Source organism: Pseudomonas sp. IzPS59 (assembly GCF_014863505.1).
Classification (GTDB): Bacteria; Pseudomonadota; Gammaproteobacteria; order Pseudomonadales; family Pseudomonadaceae; genus Aquipseudomonas; species Aquipseudomonas kribbensis.
Window position 1 is genome coordinate 5354013 of sequence record NZ_CP062251.1, and the last position, 15621, is coordinate 5369633.

A 15621-nucleotide genomic window follows, 5' to 3' on the forward strand; every position below is an offset into this window, starting at 1 on the left:
ATTAGGTACGCTCCGTCTTGCTCAGCCACATATCGCGCATCGAGCCGTCTTTGATCTGCATCGGGTAGACGTGCTCGCTGGTGTCGACCGAAATATCGATCACGACCAGGCGATCCTTCAGGGCGAACGCTTCTTCCATCTTCGACTTCAAATCTTTCGATTCGGTGATGCGCACGCCGACGTGACCATAGGCTTCGGCCAGCTTGACGAAATCAGGCAGCGATTCCATGTACGAATGCGAGTGGCGGCTGCCATAGCTCATGTCCTGCCACTGACGCACCATGCCCAGAACACCGTTGTTCAGGATGACGATCTTCACTGGCAAACCGTATTGCAGGCAGGTCGACAGCTCCTGGATGTTCATCTGGATGCTGCCTTCGCCGGTGACGCACGCGACGTCAGACTCAGGGAAGCTCAAGGCAATGCCCATGGCGGCTGGCAGACCGAAGCCCATCGTGCCCAGGCCACCGGAGTTGATCCAGCGGTTCGGCTTGTTGAACTTGTAGTACTGCGCAGCAAACATCTGGTGCTGGCCCACGTCGGAGGTCACAAAGGCGTCGCCTTTGGTCACTTCGCACAGGGTTTCGATCACGGTCTGCGGCTTGATCTTGCTGCCGTCGCCCTTGTCATAAGGGAACAGGCCGCGATCACCGCGCCACTCGTCGACTTGCTTCCACCAGCTGGCGACCGCTTCCTTGTTCGGGGTTTCGCCGATTTCCTTGAGGATCGCGACCATTTCGGTCAGGACGCTCTCCACCGGGCCAACGATTGGCACGTCAGCCTTGATGGTTTTGGAAATCGAAGCCGGGTCGATATCGATGTGAATGATCTTGGCGTTCGGGCAGAACTTCGGCGCGCCGTTGATCACGCGATCGTCGAAACGCGCACCGACCGCCAGGATCACGTCGGCATGGTGCATCGCCAGGTTCGCGGTGTAGCTGCCATGCATGCCGAGCATGCCAATGAACTGACGGTCAGTGCCAGGGTAGCCACCCAGGCCCATCAAGGTATTGGTGACCGGCAGGTTGAGCATTTGCGCCAGTTCGGTCAGCGGCGCGGAACCGTTGCCCAGAATCACGCCACCGCCGGAGTACAGCACGGGACGCTTGGCCGCCAGGAGCATTTCTGCTGCCTTGCGGATTTGCCCGGAGTGACCGCGAACGGCCGGGCTGTAGGAACGCAGTTTGGCTTTCTTCGGGAAGATGTATTCGAACTTCTCGGCCGGGTTGGTCATGTCTTTCGGGATATCGACCACGACCGGGCCCGGACGACCGGATTGCGCCAGGTAGAAGGCTTTCTTCATGACTTCCGGGATTTCCGAAGCGTGCTTGATCATGAAGCTGTGCTTCACGATCGGCCGGGAGATACCGATCATGTCGGTTTCCTGGAACGCGTCGGTGCCGACCATGGTGCTTGGCACCTGACCGGAAATGATCACCATTGGAATCGAGTCCATGTAGGCCGTGGCAATACCGGTGATGGCGTTTGTGGCGCCTGGGCCGGAAGTCACCAATACCACGCCGGCTTTACCGGTGGCACGGGCGTAGCCGTCAGCCATATGGGTAGCCGCTTGTTCGTGACGAACCAGGATGTGGGTCACTTCCGGTTCTTTGAACAGGGCATCGTAAACATGAAGGAGAGCACCACCCGGGTACCCGTAGATATATTTGACGCCTTCGTCACGCAAGAAGCGGACGAGCATCTCACCGCCAGATAAAAGCTCCACGTTGTTCACCTCTAAAACGCCAGAATACCGTCCACAAAAAGGCGAACGGGTCTTAATAGGTTTACTTCTCGGCAGAGCATGAGCGACGGTGGTCGCCGACTACGTCAGCACTGACTGAGCAAGTATTGGGATCGTCCCAAGTGTTGCGGGCCTTTCCCACCCAGCGCGAGGTAACGCGTTGCGGGTGTAACAGGTCGACGCGGATATGCGCCTCATGATCTGCCGAGAGGGTCTGCTTCTGGCAGTCCCTGTACAGCGGACTTTGGATTCTTCTGTTTCGCCCTCTCCAAGTCAAGCCGTCAATGTGCTTAATTGTGGGTAAGCACATGAGAACGCAAGAAAAAACCTGAAAAGCGCTACTCTGTTAGCGTCAATTGCGCAATTTTGCCAAGGAATCAGCATGCGAACGCTCCTCGTCATACTGCTGATCGGCCTCAGCCCCTGGTGCATGGCCGGTCAGATCTACAAATGGGTCGATGCCCAAGGTGTCACGCACTTCGATGCGCAGCCGCCGCAGGGGCAATCGGCGACCACCCTGCAAACGCCGCCCTCGCCCTCTACGCGCTCAACTGCGATGCCCGGCAGCGGCGCGCTGGGCGATCAGAAAACCATCGACGACAAGGTCAGGAAACAGGTCGCAGAGCAACAGGCCCAGCTCAAGACCTTCTGTGAACAGGCACGCACGAACCTGGCGCAGTTGCAGAACAATCCGCGCCTGAGGGAAGAGACCGAGGGAGAGTTGCGCCGGCTGAGCGATACGCAACGTCAGGAGCGTATCGCAGAGACGCAGAAACAGATCGCCGAAAACTGCCAGTGATCACTGGCAGCCGGCCGTTCAGCGCGAAGCAGTGATCAGCAGGTCGAATTCTTTGAGCAATACCTGAAGCTGCCGATCCTTGCCCTGCAGATTGCGTTGGGCGAAGACCATTTCGGCCATTTCCTGAATGCCCGAGGCGTTGGGCAATGGCAGATCTTGTTCGAGGATCATCTTCATCCGCGGCAGGAAGATCCATTGCAGCCACTGCTCGAAATCGAGGGTGTCGACCGAAAACGGCTCGACACTGCTCAAGGCTTCGACCGAAGGCTGGACGTCATCCCACCAGCCCTGGGCACGCAGTTCGCGCTCGATCAACAACAGTTGATCGGCGACTTTCGAAAAGCGAGCGTCCATCACAGCGAAACCTTGGCCTTCTGACGGGCCAGTGCGGCGCCGGCGGAATCACCTTGTTTCTCACGCGCCTGAGCGATCAGTTCCCACAGGCTGGCCTGCAAGTCCGGACGACCATTGGCCATGGTCAGCGCGCGGCGGGCGGTTTGCTCGGCTTGCGGGGCATCACCCTGCGCCATGCGCACCTGTGCCAGACGGTAAAGCACTTGCGGCTCACGCGGGGCTACGCGTTGAGCGCGCTCAAGGCTGGAGGACGCGCCGTTGAGGTCGCCGCCGGCCTGCTGTTGCTGCGCCGTGCTCAGCAAGGCAAGCACCGGACCGTCCAGTTGCTCATCGGCAGACAGACCGCCGCCGCTGCTGGCCGAAGGAATGCCGCTAGGCGTCGAAGGCATGCTGTAGCTGCCGGAGCTGATCGGTGCCGATTCGACCGGCGAAGGGTTGTACGGCCCTGCGGTGATACCGCCGGACGCCGGGCCCGGAACGATCGGCGAGCTGCTGATCGGTGCCGAAGCCGCAGCGCCACCAGGAACCATGACCACTACACCGGTATCGCCTTGCGGGATGGCCTGCGATTGCGCCTGACCCTGCACAGGTCGTTTCACCGTCGTCTTGCGGAAGCCGCCGTTGGCCGAAAGACGTTCGCTGTTGGACACGGTGGTGCCGGAATCCACAACCGGAATCGAACCACGCTGTACGGTGGAGCAGCCGCTGAGCAAAGCCACGGCGGTCACCGCTGGAATCAACCACTTGTTCACTTGAAACCCTCTTCGCTTAATTCATCCAGCCCTTGACCCAATCCATCACCGACTCGCTCGAGGCCGGGCTTTCGCCTGCGCAGGAGGCGCCGGGTGGCGGTTCGCTGCCGCGAATATACGGCATCTGCACGGCGCCCGGACAGTTGGCATCGGAGCCCTGGCCGGTACGCGAATCGACCCACGCCTGCACCACGTTGTCCGGCTGCGGCATGTCCAGTGGCAGCGGGTCGGCCTTGCGCATGAAACTGGTCCAGACCTGCAACGCACCGGTGGCACCGGTGAACGGTGTCTTGCCGTTATCGTCGCGGCCGAGCCAGACCACTGCCAGCAGATCCTGGCTGAAACCGGCGAACCAGCTGTCACGCGAATCGTTACTGGTACCGGTCTTGCCGGCCAGTGTCAGGGTCTTGGGCAATACGTTGTAAACCGAGCTGCCGGTACCTTCACGCATCACGCGCTGCATGGCGTTCTGGATCAGGTAGATCGAGGCCGGATCGAAACGTTGCTCGATCTGGAACGGATAACGCTTGAGCGGCTCGCCCTCGGCGGTCAGCACGCTGCGAATCCCGCGCATCGGCGTATTGAAGCCACCGTTGGCGAGGGTCTGGTACATGGTCGCCACTTCGATCGGCGTCATGCCACCGGCACCCAGCAACATCGACGGGAACGCCGGGAACTCACGGGTCACACCCAGGCGCCCGATGGTCTTGAGGACATTCGGAACGCCTACTGCCAACCCGAGACGCGAGGTCGACAGGTTGTAGGAGTGCGCCAACCCTTGATAGAGGAACACCGTACCGTGGGAGCGACGATCATAGTTCTGCGGTTTCCAGACCTGACCGTCTGCGCCCTTGATGGAAAGCGGATCATCCGACAGCCAACTGGTGAGCGTGTACTGGCTCGGCTTTTCCAGTGCGGTCAGATAAACCGCAGGTTTGACCAGCGAGCCGATCGGCCGCACCGCATCCAGTGCCCGGTTGAACCCGGCGTAACTGGCCTGACGGCTGCCGATCATCGCCTGGACTTCACCGGTTTCCGGATTGGTCACGACCATTGCGGCTTCCACATCGTCGGCGCCCTTGCGGCCGGACAGTCGCTTGAAGGTGTCATTCACCGAGGCTTCGGCTTTCATCTGCAGGATCGGGTCGAAACTGGTGAAGATCCGCAGACCTTCCTCGGTCAAGTCTTCGTCGCGGTAGTCTTCACGCAACTGGCGCTTGACCAGGTCGATGAAGCCCGGGAACGAGCTGTCGGCCAGCTTGCCGCGCGAGGTCACGCCCAGCGGCATTTTCTTCGCGGCTTCGACCTGCTCGGCGGTGGCGACACCCTGTTGCTCAAGCACGTCGAGCACCAGGTTACGTCGCTCCAGCGCCCGCTCCGGGTTGCGGCGCGGGTTGTAATAGGAAGGGCCCTTGACCATGCCGACCAGCAGCGCGACCTGATGCAGTTTCAGCTCGGACAATGGCTGGCCGAAGAAGAACTGGCTGGCCAGACCGAAACCGTGCACCGCACGCTGGCCATCCTGACCGACGAAGACTTCATTGAGGTAAGCCTCAAGAATTTCCTTCTTGTCGTAATGCAGCTCAAGCAGCATCGCCATCATTGCTTCTGTGAGCTTGCGGGTCAGGCTGCGTTCGTTGGTGAGGTAGAAGTTCTTGACCAGTTGCTGGGTCAGCGTACTGCCGCCCTGGGTCATCTTGCCGCCGGAGGTGTTGACCCAGATGGCCCGGGCAATCGACTTCGGCGAGACGCCCCAGTGACTGTAGTAATCCCGGTCTTCCACGGCGACCAGGGTTTCCAGCAGGTATGGCGGCACCTGATCGAGCTTGATCAGAATCCGGTCTTCAAGGTTTTTCGGGTAGATCCCGCCGATCAGCAGCGGCTCCAGACGCACCACCGACAGCTTCGAACCGTTCGTCGCCGAGAGCTCGGCCACATAGTCGCCAGAGAATCGCACGCGCACCGGCTGCGGTTTCTCCAGACCTTCATAGAACTGGAAACCACGGGTGTTCAGATCGACGGTATTGCCGTTGACGGCTGCAGCGCCGGGGCCATTGCTCACGGCTTCGCGGCGATAGCCCAGGGCATCGAGTTCGGTGAGGAAGTCGTCCTTGCTCAGCTTCTGCCCGACGAACAGCTCGAGCGGCCGCGCGTATACCTTGGCCGGGATGGTCCAGCGCTTGCCGGAGAACTTCTCCTGCACCACGGCATCGAGGTAAACGGCGAAGCCGGCCAGCACCACAAGGCCGACCAGACTGAGTTTCAGGGCCCAGCCCAACCATGGGCGCAGGCCCCGGGAAGGTGGTTTTTTAGGAGTGCGGGGGGATCGAGTACGAGTCATGGCGGCGGATTATACGCACTTTATTCATACTCAACAGGAGCGCTCCGAGGTTTGCGTCGGGCTGGCGAGCGGCCATAATGGCGGCCTCGAATTTCCCCAGTCTCTGAAGGATCGCCTGTGAGCCAGTCCCTGATCGCCGCCCTGCAAAACCCTGCCCTGTTTGCGCACCCTGTCGAAGGGTTTCAGGTCATCGAAACCCATATCTCGTGGGTCCTGCTCACCGGTCCTTACGCTTATAAAGTGAAGAAGCCGGTGAACTTCGGCTTTCTCGACTTCACCAGCCTCGAATCCCGCGAGCACTTCTGTGGCGAAGAGCTGCGCCTCAACCAGCGCCTGACCGAAGATTTGTATCTGGAAGTGATTCCAGTCACCGGCACTGTCGAAGCCCCGCAACTGGGTGGCGAAGGCCCGGCCATCGAATACGTGCTGAAAATGCGCCAGTTCCCGCAGACCGGCCTGCTGAGCACCCTGCAGGCCAACGGCGAGCTGACCACCACGCACATCGACGAAATGGCCGAGCAGATTGCCCGTTTCCACCTCAGCGCGCCGAAAGTCCCGGCCGAGCACGATGCCGGTACTCCGGAAAGCGTGATGGCGCCGGTTCGCCAGAACTTCGAGCAGATCCTGCCGTTCCTCAGCGACAAAGCCGACCTGCTGCAACTGGATGCCCTGCAAGCCTGGGCCGAAAGCAGCTTCGAACGTTTGAAGCCGCTGTTCGCCCAGCGCAAGGCCGAAGGTTTCACCCGCGAATGCCACGGTGACATTCACTTGGGCAACGCCACGCTGATCGACGGCAAAGTGGTGATCTTCGACTGCATCGAATTCAACGAGCCGTTCCGCTTCACCGACGTCTGGGCCGACACCGGCTTCCTGGCGATGGACCTGGAAGACCGCGGTCTGAAGTCCCTGGCCCGCCGTTTCATCAGCCAGTACCTGGAGCTGACCGGTGACTACCAGGGCCTGGAAGTTTTGAACTTCTACAAGGCTTACCGTGCACTGGTCCGCGCGAAAGTTGCGCTGTTCAGCATGCCTGCGGACGCGACGCCGGTGCAGCGCGCCACCACCCTGCGCCAGTACCGCAACTACGCCAACCTGGCAGAAAGCTACAGCACCATTCCTTCGCGTTTCATGGCGATCACCCACGGCGTATCCGCGGTAGGCAAAAGCCACGTGGCCATGCGTCTGGTCGAGGCGCTGGGCGCCATTCGCCTGCGTTCCGATGTTGAACGCAAGCGTCTGTTCGGCGAGCAAACCGTCGCCAATGATGTTCAGGCCGGGATTTACAGCGCCGACGCCAGCACAGCGACCTATGCTCGCCTGCATGAAATCGCCGAAGTGATCCTGCATGCCGGTTTCCCGGTGGTGATCGATGCCACTTACCTCAAGCGCGAACAGCGTGACAGTGCAGCCAAGGTTGCCGAGGCCACCGGCACGCCGTTCCTGATCCTCGATTGCAACGCGCCACAAGCGGTGATCGAGAGCTGGCTGGCGATTCGTCAGGCAGACAAGAAGGATCCGTCCGACGCCACTCTGGCCGTGATCGAAGCCCAGCAAGCCAATCGTGAAGCGCTGACCCCTGAGGAAATCCTGCGCAGCAAACGCGTGCAGACCAACGAATCCGGCACCCTGGACACTGTCGTGGCGCAAATCCGCCAGCGCCTGCCAGGTCTGTAAGAAACTATTTCGGCCGTGAAGCCCTCGCTCGCTTCACGGCCGTCAAATAGTGGCACTATACTGGCGTCATAAAACCAACAGGTGATCTGACATGAGCCAGCCGAAACTTCTCGACACCCCGCTTTATGCCTTGCTGCACAAAGACGACATTACCGGTTTCAACAAAGAACGCCCGAAAGATGGCCCGATCGACATGGTCGGCGGTGACTTCCGTGGCCTCGACCTGCGTGAACTGAACGCCGATGGCGTGGATTTCCGGGACGCCTACTTCCGTTCCGCTGATCTGCGCGGCATCGACTTTCGTAACGCATCCCTTGAAGGTGCGAGCCTGGCCCACGCACAGATTTCCGGTGCTTACTTCCCGCCGGAGCTGAGTGCAGATGAAATTCTGATGTCGATGAATTTCGGTACCCGCCTGCGCTATCGCACCCGCTAAGCCTGCGAAAGGCCAACCCATCCAGCGCCCCCGCTTTGCGCTGGACTGTGTGCTATTCGTGCTTTTTCGCGCCCTCCCCATCCTGATCCTTCAGTGAAAACCTGACCTTTCTTAGAAGCTTTTGCGTCGAATCCGACCAAACAACCACGCTTTTCCTACTGATGGCTACACTCCTGAGATGATCGCCCACGCACCATTCGGCCGTCGCAAGGAGGCTTGATGAATGATGAACTGCAACACCTGAAGAATCTTGGCAAGACGTCGGCGCAATGGCTGCATGCCGTGGGCATCCACAGCGCCTCGGATCTGCGTCGCCTGGGCGCCGTGGATGCCTATCGGGCCGTGCGCACGCGCGGGTTCCGGGCGTCGAAGGTGTTGTTATATGCGATCGAAGGGGCGTTGATGGATGTGCACTGGAACGACATTCCCGCCGAACGCAAGGACGCTCTGAACAAACAGCTCGAAGCCATTTCCTCTCGCCACAAGAACTGACGGGCACCCACCTTCATGTATCTGCTCGGGGAACAATCGGCGCCGGCCGAATCAATGATCAACCGTTTGCAGAACCTGCCCGGTCAATTTCTGCGGGACCTTGCACCGTGTGGGCCCGTGCTGGAGCTGGGAGCCACGGATGATCTGATGGCACGGTTGCCGGGTGATCAACTGTTTCTACTGATGGACGGCGTCATCAATGGCCGCTTCGGAGGCCGAGCGCTGTTCTATTGGCAAGAAGGTGATCTGGTTGGCCTGCAGCAAGGTCCTGACTGGGCGAATTGCATGCTTTGCTCCGACGGCCCATTGAGCTTACTGCCCTTCCGTCGACGCGATTTGTTCCAGCATGTGTATTCAGAACCCGCGCGCTCAGAGCAGTTTCTGCACTATCTGTTGGGCCAGATGGCGCTGTTGGCCCATGCGATTGGCGAGCTGAAGCCACGGGAGTTTCGCAGCACCAATGGCTTTAAACGGGTCGAGGCCGGAGAAGTGTTGATCCGCGAAGGCGATCCCTCCGATCACGTGTTCGTGATCATCGAGGGTCACGCACAAGCGTTCGTCAACGGGCACAAGGTTGGCGAAGTGCCCAGGGACGAGATTTTCGGCGCCATGGCGATATTCACCGGTGAACCCCGCAACGCAACCGTCGTGACCTGCGAACCGAGCACCGTGATGCTGATTCCCGGCGATCAGTTTCTGAGCATGACCCGCTGCAATCCGAAAATCGCCCACAGCCTGATCGAAAGCATGGCGCGGCGTATCGACCAGCTCAACAAGCAGCTCACGGCAATTGTCCCTCCAAGCTGAAGCCCTGTGTTTTCAGGGCTTTTCAGCCATTCCCCAAACAAAACCGAAGAAATGGAAAAACACTCGTTGACTTGTTAATGAGAATCGCTATGATTATCACAACTGGTCGCGAGATCAGTCGATATTCTGAAAAGCCCTTGGTTCGGACTCTCAGATTATCTCCTCATCAGGCTAATCACGGTTATTTGACCCGGTTTTTCCGGGTCTTTTTTTTGCCCGCAGGAAAGTCATTGGCCGAACTGTTTGCGCATCTCGGCACAATAATCCGGTTTCGGGGTAGCCGGTGTGAACCAGACATAATCGGCCATGGCCGCCGTGACCTCGCTGCCCTGCTCCGCCAGCATCAATACCACCGGTGCTTCGGGCGCGCCCAGATCCAGCAAATGCAGCGGCACACCCACATCCTTGCGCGCATGGAACGCACCAGCGAACAACAACGCCGGCGCAGGCGCCGCCAACAATCTTGTCGCCATACGCCGATCCCGTTGCTGCTGCACCGCCAGCATCGCCGGCATTTGCGATTGGGGCAGCAAGCCACAGTGAGAATCGCTGATCTGCCCGGCCAATTCGTTTTTCACCGACTGGGCGTTACTGCGTTCCCCTTGCAGAACCGGAGGCTGGCGATAGAACGCACGAATTTCACTGTTATCGAGATTCGCCGCCAGCAGCGGATACGGTTGCGTGAAGGCAAACCGGACAATCGGCCCGTAGAGATTCCAGTCCCAACCGTCCTGCCACGCCAGCTCGACCGGAAGATCAGCGGGAGGCTTTGGCGCACGCCGCACACCATCAACCCGCGATTGTTGATAGGGGGTCAGCATTTCCAGCAAGAGGCTACCCTGTGGGCGCTTTTCGCCCAGACTCTGCAGCAGCCACAATTGCACGGCATGGTGATCGGCATTGTCGTGCTGCTCACCGACGATCACCCGCGCCGGCTCGGCCAGACGCGTCAACAATTCTTGTGGAGTAATCAGTGCTCCGCTTCGCAGGTCGCGAATATCGCCAGTGACCGGTGGCGGAGCGACATGCTGGCAACCGCCGAGCAACAACACCGCAAACAGCAAAATCCCACGCATGCTTTCACCTCGATGACGAAATCAGCGGGCGATGATCAGCGGATGCCCACGCTCCGGGTGCGACTGCACCAACACCTCCAGACCGAATACTGCCTTGAGTGAGTCAGGACGCAACACCTGCTGCGGCGTGTCCAGCGCCACCGGACGTCCACCCTCAAGCAACAAGATGCGATCACAATAGCGCGCCGCCAGGTTCAGATCATGCAGGATCACCATCACGGCAGCGCCGCGATCGGCAAACTCGCGCACGGCTTGCAGCGTAGTGTGTTGATGCAGCGGATCGAGCATCGAAGTCGGCTCGTCCAGCAACAAGGTCTGCCCGGCCTGCCCCGGCCACAACTGAGCCAGCACGCGGGCCAGATGCACCCGCTGACGCTCACCACCGGACAACGCCAGATAACTGCGCCCGCTGAGATGACCGACATCCGCAGCCAGCAACGCGGCGGCAACGATCTCGTCGTCGCGCACTCTGCCGGTCTGATAAGGCAAACGCCCCATCCCGACCACTTCTTCGACGCGAAAGGCGAAATCCAGCGTCGACACCTGGGGTAATACCGCCAGCCGCTGCGCACGCTGAGTGCCGCTCCAGTGGCCAAGGTTTTCATCGTCGAGAAGAACACTGCCTTCGCTGGCGCTCAGTTCACCGCACAACGCTCCGAGCAATGTGCTCTTGCCGGCACCGTTGGGGCCGAGCACGCCGAGCACTTCACCCGGTTCCAACTGCAGACTGACGTCCGCCAGTACCGTCTTGCGGCCACGACGGATGTGCAGATTGTGCGCACGCAGCATCAGGCACGTCCTCGCAACAACAGATAAAGGAAGAACGGCGCACCGATGAATGCAGTGACGATACCGATCGGCAACTCCGCCGGTGCCAGCGCCAGCCGCGCAACCAGATCCGCCAGCAACAACAGACTGGCCCCGGCCAGCACCGAGGCCGGCAACAACACCCGATGATCCGGCCCGGCGAGCAAACGCACCAGATGCGGCACCACCAGCCCGACAAATCCGATCATCCCTGCTGCCGCCACTGCGGCCCCGACACCCAGCGCCGTACAGAACACCAGCTCACGCTTGAGCCGCTCGACATCGATCCCCAGATGCCCGGCTTCCGATTCCCCGAGCAACAACGCATTCAAAGCCTTCGCCCGACGCGGAAGCCACAACGCGACGCCGGCGCTGATGATCAGCAGTGGCCACAGCCGCGCATAACTCGCACCGTTGAGGCTGCCGAGGTTCCAGAAAGTCAGGGTGCGCAGGGTGGCGTCGTCCGCCAGATAGGTAAAAAGCCCCACTGCCGAACTGGCCAGCGCAGTCAGGGCGATACCCGCCAGCAACATGGTCGCGACATTGGTCTGCCCGTTGCGACGGCCGAGCCGATAGACCAGCGCCGTCACCCCAAGACCGCCGAGAAACGCACACACAGACAACAGATACGGACCGAACCACTCCGGCAAACCGCCGAAGAACGAACCACCGACAATCGCCACCGCCGCGCCTAAAGCAGCGCCACTGGATACGCCAACCAACCCGGGATCGGCCAACGGGTTGCGAAACAGGCCCTGCATCGCCACACCGGATAACGCCAGCACGCCGCCAACGGCCAGCCCGAGCAAGGTCCGCGGCAGGCGAATCTGCCCGAGAATCAGCTCAGCCTGCTCCAGCCCGTCCGGCGCCAGCGGCACGCCGAGCATGCGTAGTGCGGCACGCAAGGTATCGAACAGTGGCAGGCTGACCGGCCCCAAAGCCAGCGACAACCAGATCGCCAACAGACACAGCAGAATCAGGCCGATGAACAAGCCACGGGGTTTGACCAGCGTGGTCATTGGCTGCTCTGGGTCGGGTAGAAACCGTCAGACAGGGTTTTCAACGCAGTAGGTAAACGTGGCCCGAGACCGCCGACCAGCAGTGTCGGGTCCAGCTCCAGCACCCTTCCGGACTTGGCCGCACGACTGGAATTGAGGATCGGATTTTCCTTGAACAGTGCAGCCTTCGCCGCCTCGCCGGTCAGTGCGCGATCAGCGAACACCAGCACTTCCGGGTCAAGTCCGGCCAGGGATTCCACGGAAAACGGCTTGTAACCGGTGTGAGTGGCCAGGTTGTGTCCGCCCGCCTGTTGCAGCATCCAGTCGGCAGCGGTGTCCTTGCCGGCAATCAATGGTTTGCCGCCGGCATGTCCGAGCAGCAACAGCACACCCGGAGCTTTCTGTTTCGACTGCACCGCCACCACCCGCGCCTTCTGTGCGTCGAGTTGTTGTTGATAACTTTGCAGCAGTTGAGTCGCCTGAGTCTCGGCGCCCAGCAGCCGGCCCAGATGGGTGACGTTTTTCTCCAGCGTCGGCAGGTCCGGCTGAGCGGAGAACAGTTCCACCTGCACCTTGGCACTGCGAACCTGCGAAATCACCGGTGGCGGGCCCATTTCTTCGGTGCCGATCAGGATGTCCGGGCGCAGGCTGAGAATGCCTTCCGCCGACAGGCTGCGCTGATAACCGATGCTCGGCAGCGACTTGAGGGACTCTGGATGCTGACTGGTAGTGTCCACACCCACCAGTTTCGCCTCGCCGCCCAACGCACTCACCCATTCCGACAACGCACTGCCGGCACTGACCCAGCGTTGCGGCAATTGGGCCGCTGCAGCCTGGTGGCTGACCAAAAGTCCGACACACAGCACGGCAACGCGGGTACTCAGGCGCATAGACAGCTTCCTTTATAGGATTTTCCCGGGCATCGGGGCGGCAGGCCAAGTATCCTCGGCAGCGGCCACCGCGCGGCGGACGAAGGCAGCCATTTGATAATTGTTTGCATTTAAACGTCAAGCTCGGACATTTCCGGACACGAGCTGACACTTGAGGATAGCCATGAAGTTTCTGTGCACGGGCGCCGATTTGCTCGAAGCCACCAGCCGCGGGTTCGAGATCGACGGCCAAAAACTGTTCGCCGTGCGCCGGGCCGGCAAGGCGTACGTCTATCTCAACCGCTGCCCGCACCGGGGCGTCGGGCTGGAATGGCAACCCGACCAGTTTCTCGACCCGAGCAACAGCCTGATCCAGTGCGCCACACACGGCGCACTGTTTCTGATCGAGGACGGTGAATGCGTGGCGGGCCCCTGCGCCGGGCAATCGCTGACGGTCATCGATTGCCGTGAAGATGCACAAGGACTGTGGATCGACGTTTAACCGTTGAGCAATACGTCCAGCCGACGGTCGATCAACATTTCCTCATGGTTTAACCGCACACCATAAGCCAGCACCTCGACGCCGGACGCCACCGCCTCGCGCAAGGCATCGGCGTAGGCCGAATCGATTTCCACCGCAGGACGCACCGCCTCGATGCCGGTCAGATTCACGCAGTACAACTGCACCGCCCGAATCCCGTCGCGCGCCAGATGCGCCAGCTCACGCAAATGCTTGGCGCCCCGCTCGGTCACCGCATCGGGAAAGGCCGCCACCGCCGTGCCGTCGAAACCCAGCGTGACGCTTTTCACTTCCACATACGCCGGCCCTGTCGGGTATTCGAGGCGAAAGTCGATGCGGCTTTTTTCCTGTCCGTAGGCCACTTCGCGTTTCAGCGCGGTAAAGCCGTTCAACTCGCTGATGACACCGGCCTGCAAAGCTTCTTCGACCAGCGTGTTGGCGCGCCCGGTGTTCACACAGAACAACCGGCCCTGCGGGGTTTCGCCGATTTCCCAGGTGCCGGGCAGCTTGCGCTTGGGGTCATTGGAGCGACTGAACCAGACCTGCCCGCCTTCGACCTGACAATTGAGCATCGAGCCGGTATTCGGGCAGTGAATCGTCAGTAACTCGCCGCCAACGGTTTCGATGTCAGCAAGAAAGCGCTTGTAACGGCGGATCAGCCGGCCTTCTTCAAGAGGAGGATAAAAACGCATCAGCCTTGCCAGCTCTTCAAGCCACGACCAATGCGTTCCACTGCTTCCTGTAGGCGAGGGAGGTTTTGCGTGTAGGCGAAGCGCACATGGTGACTGGCCTGATAGCGACCGAAATCCAGACCCGGGGTGAATGCCACGTGCTCGGTTTCAAGGAAGTGACGGCAGAACGCGAAGGCATCACCGCCGAACTGGCTGATATCGGCATACAAGTAGAACGCGCCTTCCGGCTCTACGGCGATATTGAAACCCAGCTCCCGCAGTGCTGGCAGCAGGAAATCGCGGCGACGGCCGAATTCGGCGCGGCGCTCTTCGAGGATCGCGATGGTGTCCGGCTCGAAACAGGCCAGCGCCGCATGCTGGGCCATGCTCGGTGCGCTGATGTAGAGGTTCTGCGCGAGTTTTTCCAGCTCGCTGACCGCCGCATCCGGTGCCACCAGCCAGCCGAGACGCCAACCGGTCATGCCGAAATATTTGGAGAAACTGTTGAGGACAAACGCGCTGTCGTCGACTTCCAGCACACTGGCGGCATCGGTCCCGTAAGTCAGGCCGTGGTAGATCTCGTCCACCACCAGATGCCCGTGCCGCGCCTTGATGGCTGTGGACAACCCCGCCAGCTCATCGCGGGTCAGAATCGTGCCGGTCGGGTTGGCCGGTGAAGCGACCAGTGCGCCGACACTGTCGTGATCCCAATGGCGCTCCACCAGATCAGGCGTCAGTTGATAGCGTACGTCCGGCCCGACAGGAACGAGCTGCGCCGCGCCCTCGACCAGTCGCAGAAAGTGCCGGTTGCACGGATAACCGGGGTCGGCCAGCAGCCAGTGTTTGCCCGGGTCCACCAGCAACGCACTGGCCAGCAACAGCGCCCCGGAGCCGCCCGGGGTGATCAGAATCCGCCGCGGATCGATATTCAGGCCATAGCGTGTCTGGTAGAAGCCGGAAATCGCTTCGCGCAGCTCAGGAATGCCACGGGCGGCGGTGTAACGGGTTTTCCCCGCCGTCAGTGCAACCTGGCCGGCGCGGATGATCGGTTCGGCGGTCGTGAAGTCCGGCTCGCCGATTTCCAGGTGGATCACGTCGTGACCGGCGGCCTGCAATTCATTGGCCCGCGCCAGCAGCGCCATCACATGGAACGGTTCGATCGCACGACTGCGCGCACTGTAGGGCTGAGCCATTGGCCTTCCTTCAACGAGTGAAAAGAAACGATTCTACCCATCTGCCGGAACGAGCGAGAACCCGCAGCGGTCACAGCCTCAAGAACGC

At 60.7% G+C, this 15621-nt stretch carries 16 protein-coding genes; 6 read left to right on the forward strand and 10 right to left on the reverse strand.

Annotated features, from left to right (window positions below; genetic code table 11):
* Position 1: 1 nt before the first annotated feature.
* Positions 2 to 1726, reverse strand: coding sequence for an acetolactate synthase 3 large subunit (locus IF189_RS23980; RefSeq protein ID WP_134828122.1), 1725 nt, complete (start codon positions 1724 to 1726; stop codon positions 2 to 4).
* A gap of 400 nt (positions 1727 to 2126) precedes the next feature.
* Between IF189_RS23980 and IF189_RS23985 the strand changes: the two genes are divergently transcribed.
* Positions 2127 to 2543 (forward strand): DUF4124 domain-containing protein, encoded by a 417-nt coding sequence (locus IF189_RS23985; protein WP_192552363.1) that lies wholly within the window; start codon positions 2127 to 2129, stop codon positions 2541 to 2543.
* Positions 2544 to 2561: 18 nt separating this feature from the next.
* Here the strand turns inward: IF189_RS23985 and IF189_RS23990 are convergent, their stop codons facing one another.
* Genes IF189_RS23990 through mrcB form a run of 3 tightly spaced genes read right to left on the reverse strand, consistent with a single transcriptional unit; the run spans position 2562 to position 5990 of the window.
* A complete protein-coding gene (locus IF189_RS23990; RefSeq protein ID WP_192552364.1) occupies positions 2562 to 2897 on the reverse strand; it encodes a YqcC family protein in 336 nt (111 codons plus the stop codon).
* Positions 2897 to 3649: a tetratricopeptide repeat protein gene (locus IF189_RS23995; RefSeq protein ID WP_134828124.1), complete on the reverse strand. Its 753-nt coding sequence runs from the start codon at positions 3647 to 3649 to the stop codon at positions 2897 to 2899. The genes IF189_RS23990 and IF189_RS23995 overlap by 1 nt, the downstream gene beginning before the upstream one ends.
* A gap of 16 nt (positions 3650 to 3665) precedes the next feature.
* A complete protein-coding gene (mrcB, locus tag IF189_RS24000) occupies positions 3666 to 5990 on the reverse strand; it encodes a penicillin-binding protein 1B (protein WP_085712136.1) in 2325 nt (774 codons plus the stop codon).
* Positions 5991 to 6107: 117 nt separating this feature from the next.
* Here mrcB and IF189_RS24005 point away from each other — a divergent pair, with 117 nt between their 5' ends.
* The 4 genes from IF189_RS24005 (at position 6108) to IF189_RS24020 (ending at position 9399) form a co-directional block, all read left to right on the forward strand.
* Entirely contained in the window at positions 6108 to 7664 is a 1557-nt protein-coding gene (locus tag IF189_RS24005; protein ID WP_134828125.1) for an AAA family ATPase, read from the forward strand.
* A 91-nt stretch (positions 7665 to 7755) separates the two neighbouring features.
* The gene (locus tag IF189_RS24010) at positions 7756 to 8100 is read left to right on the forward strand and encodes a pentapeptide repeat-containing protein (RefSeq protein ID WP_085712138.1); all 345 of its coding nucleotides are present in this window, start codon (positions 7756 to 7758) and stop codon (positions 8098 to 8100) included.
* A gap of 219 nt (positions 8101 to 8319) precedes the next feature.
* Entirely contained in the window at positions 8320 to 8592 is a 273-nt protein-coding gene (locus IF189_RS24015) for a TfoX/Sxy family protein (RefSeq protein WP_003228231.1), read from the forward strand.
* A gap of 15 nt (positions 8593 to 8607) precedes the next feature.
* Positions 8608 to 9399, forward strand: coding sequence for a Crp/Fnr family transcriptional regulator (locus IF189_RS24020; RefSeq protein ID WP_192552365.1), 792 nt, complete (start codon positions 8608 to 8610; stop codon positions 9397 to 9399).
* A gap of 227 nt (positions 9400 to 9626) precedes the next feature.
* Here IF189_RS24020 and IF189_RS24025 read toward each other — a convergent pair whose 3' ends face one another.
* From IF189_RS24025 to IF189_RS24040, 4 genes are read right to left on the reverse strand one after another with little or no spacing between them, the layout of a single operon-like run.
* Positions 9627 to 10475, reverse strand: coding sequence for a ChaN family lipoprotein (locus IF189_RS24025; protein WP_192552366.1), 849 nt, complete (start codon positions 10473 to 10475; stop codon positions 9627 to 9629).
* A gap of 21 nt (positions 10476 to 10496) precedes the next feature.
* Positions 10497 to 11264, reverse strand: a complete 768-nt coding sequence (locus tag IF189_RS24030; protein WP_134828128.1) for a heme ABC transporter ATP-binding protein — start codon at positions 11262 to 11264, stop codon at positions 10497 to 10499.
* A complete protein-coding gene (locus IF189_RS24035) occupies positions 11264 to 12247 on the reverse strand; it encodes a FecCD family ABC transporter permease (protein ID WP_192553605.1) in 984 nt (327 codons plus the stop codon). Before IF189_RS24035 ends, IF189_RS24030 begins: the two co-directional genes overlap by 1 nt.
* Positions 12248 to 12297: 50 nt before the next feature.
* Positions 12298 to 13170: a heme/hemin ABC transporter substrate-binding protein gene (locus tag IF189_RS24040; RefSeq protein ID WP_192552367.1), complete on the reverse strand. Its 873-nt coding sequence runs from the start codon at positions 13168 to 13170 to the stop codon at positions 12298 to 12300.
* Positions 13171 to 13333: 163 nt separating this feature from the next.
* On the opposite strand from IF189_RS24040, the gene IF189_RS24045 reads away from it, so the two are divergent.
* A complete protein-coding gene (locus IF189_RS24045) occupies positions 13334 to 13651 on the forward strand; it encodes a Rieske (2Fe-2S) protein (protein WP_192552368.1) in 318 nt (105 codons plus the stop codon).
* Here IF189_RS24045 and sfsA read toward each other — a convergent pair.
* Both sfsA and IF189_RS24055 read right to left on the reverse strand, forming a co-directional pair.
* On the reverse strand, positions 13648 to 14361 hold the full coding sequence (gene sfsA / locus IF189_RS24050; RefSeq protein WP_192552369.1) for a DNA/RNA nuclease SfsA: 714 nt from the start codon (positions 14359 to 14361) through the stop codon (positions 13648 to 13650). The genes IF189_RS24045 and sfsA overlap by 4 nt on opposite strands.
* Positions 14361 to 15533, reverse strand: a complete 1173-nt coding sequence (locus IF189_RS24055) for a pyridoxal phosphate-dependent aminotransferase (protein WP_192552370.1) — start codon at positions 15531 to 15533, stop codon at positions 14361 to 14363. The genes sfsA and IF189_RS24055 overlap by 1 nt, the downstream gene beginning before the upstream one ends.
* Positions 15534 to 15621: the final 88 nt, after the last annotated feature.

What these genes read in the sequence shown, in the direction of transcription:
- IF189_RS23985 (WP_192552363.1), top strand. Translation starts at nt 2,127, where the DNA reads ATGCGAACGCTCCTCGTCATACTGCTGATCGGCCTCAGCCCCTGGTGC.
- IF189_RS23990 (WP_192552364.1), bottom strand. Translation starts at nt 2,897, where the DNA reads ATGGACGCTCGCTTTTCGAAAGTCGCCGATCAACTGTTGTTGATCGAG.
- mrcB (WP_085712136.1), bottom strand. Translation starts at nt 5,990, where the DNA reads ATGACTCGTACTCGATCCCCCCGCACTCCTAAAAAACCACCTTCCCGG.
- IF189_RS24010 (WP_085712138.1), top strand. Translation starts at nt 7,756, where the DNA reads ATGAGCCAGCCGAAACTTCTCGACACCCCGCTTTATGCCTTGCTGCAC.
- IF189_RS24015 (WP_003228231.1), top strand. Translation starts at nt 8,320, where the DNA reads ATGAATGATGAACTGCAACACCTGAAGAATCTTGGCAAGACGTCGGCG.
- IF189_RS24020 (WP_192552365.1), top strand. Translation starts at nt 8,608, where the DNA reads ATGTATCTGCTCGGGGAACAATCGGCGCCGGCCGAATCAATGATCAAC.
- IF189_RS24025 (WP_192552366.1), bottom strand. Translation starts at nt 10,475, where the DNA reads ATGCGTGGGATTTTGCTGTTTGCGGTGTTGTTGCTCGGCGGTTGCCAG.
- IF189_RS24030 (WP_134828128.1), bottom strand. Translation starts at nt 11,264, where the DNA reads ATGCTGCGTGCGCACAATCTGCACATCCGTCGTGGCCGCAAGACGGTA.
- IF189_RS24040 (WP_192552367.1), bottom strand. Translation starts at nt 13,170, where the DNA reads ATGCGCCTGAGTACCCGCGTTGCCGTGCTGTGTGTCGGACTTTTGGTC.
- IF189_RS24045 (WP_192552368.1), top strand. Translation starts at nt 13,334, where the DNA reads ATGAAGTTTCTGTGCACGGGCGCCGATTTGCTCGAAGCCACCAGCCGC.
- sfsA (WP_192552369.1), bottom strand. Translation starts at nt 14,361, where the DNA reads ATGCGTTTTTATCCTCCTCTTGAAGAAGGCCGGCTGATCCGCCGTTAC.
- IF189_RS24055 (WP_192552370.1), bottom strand. Translation starts at nt 15,533, where the DNA reads ATGGCTCAGCCCTACAGTGCGCGCAGTCGTGCGATCGAACCGTTCCAT.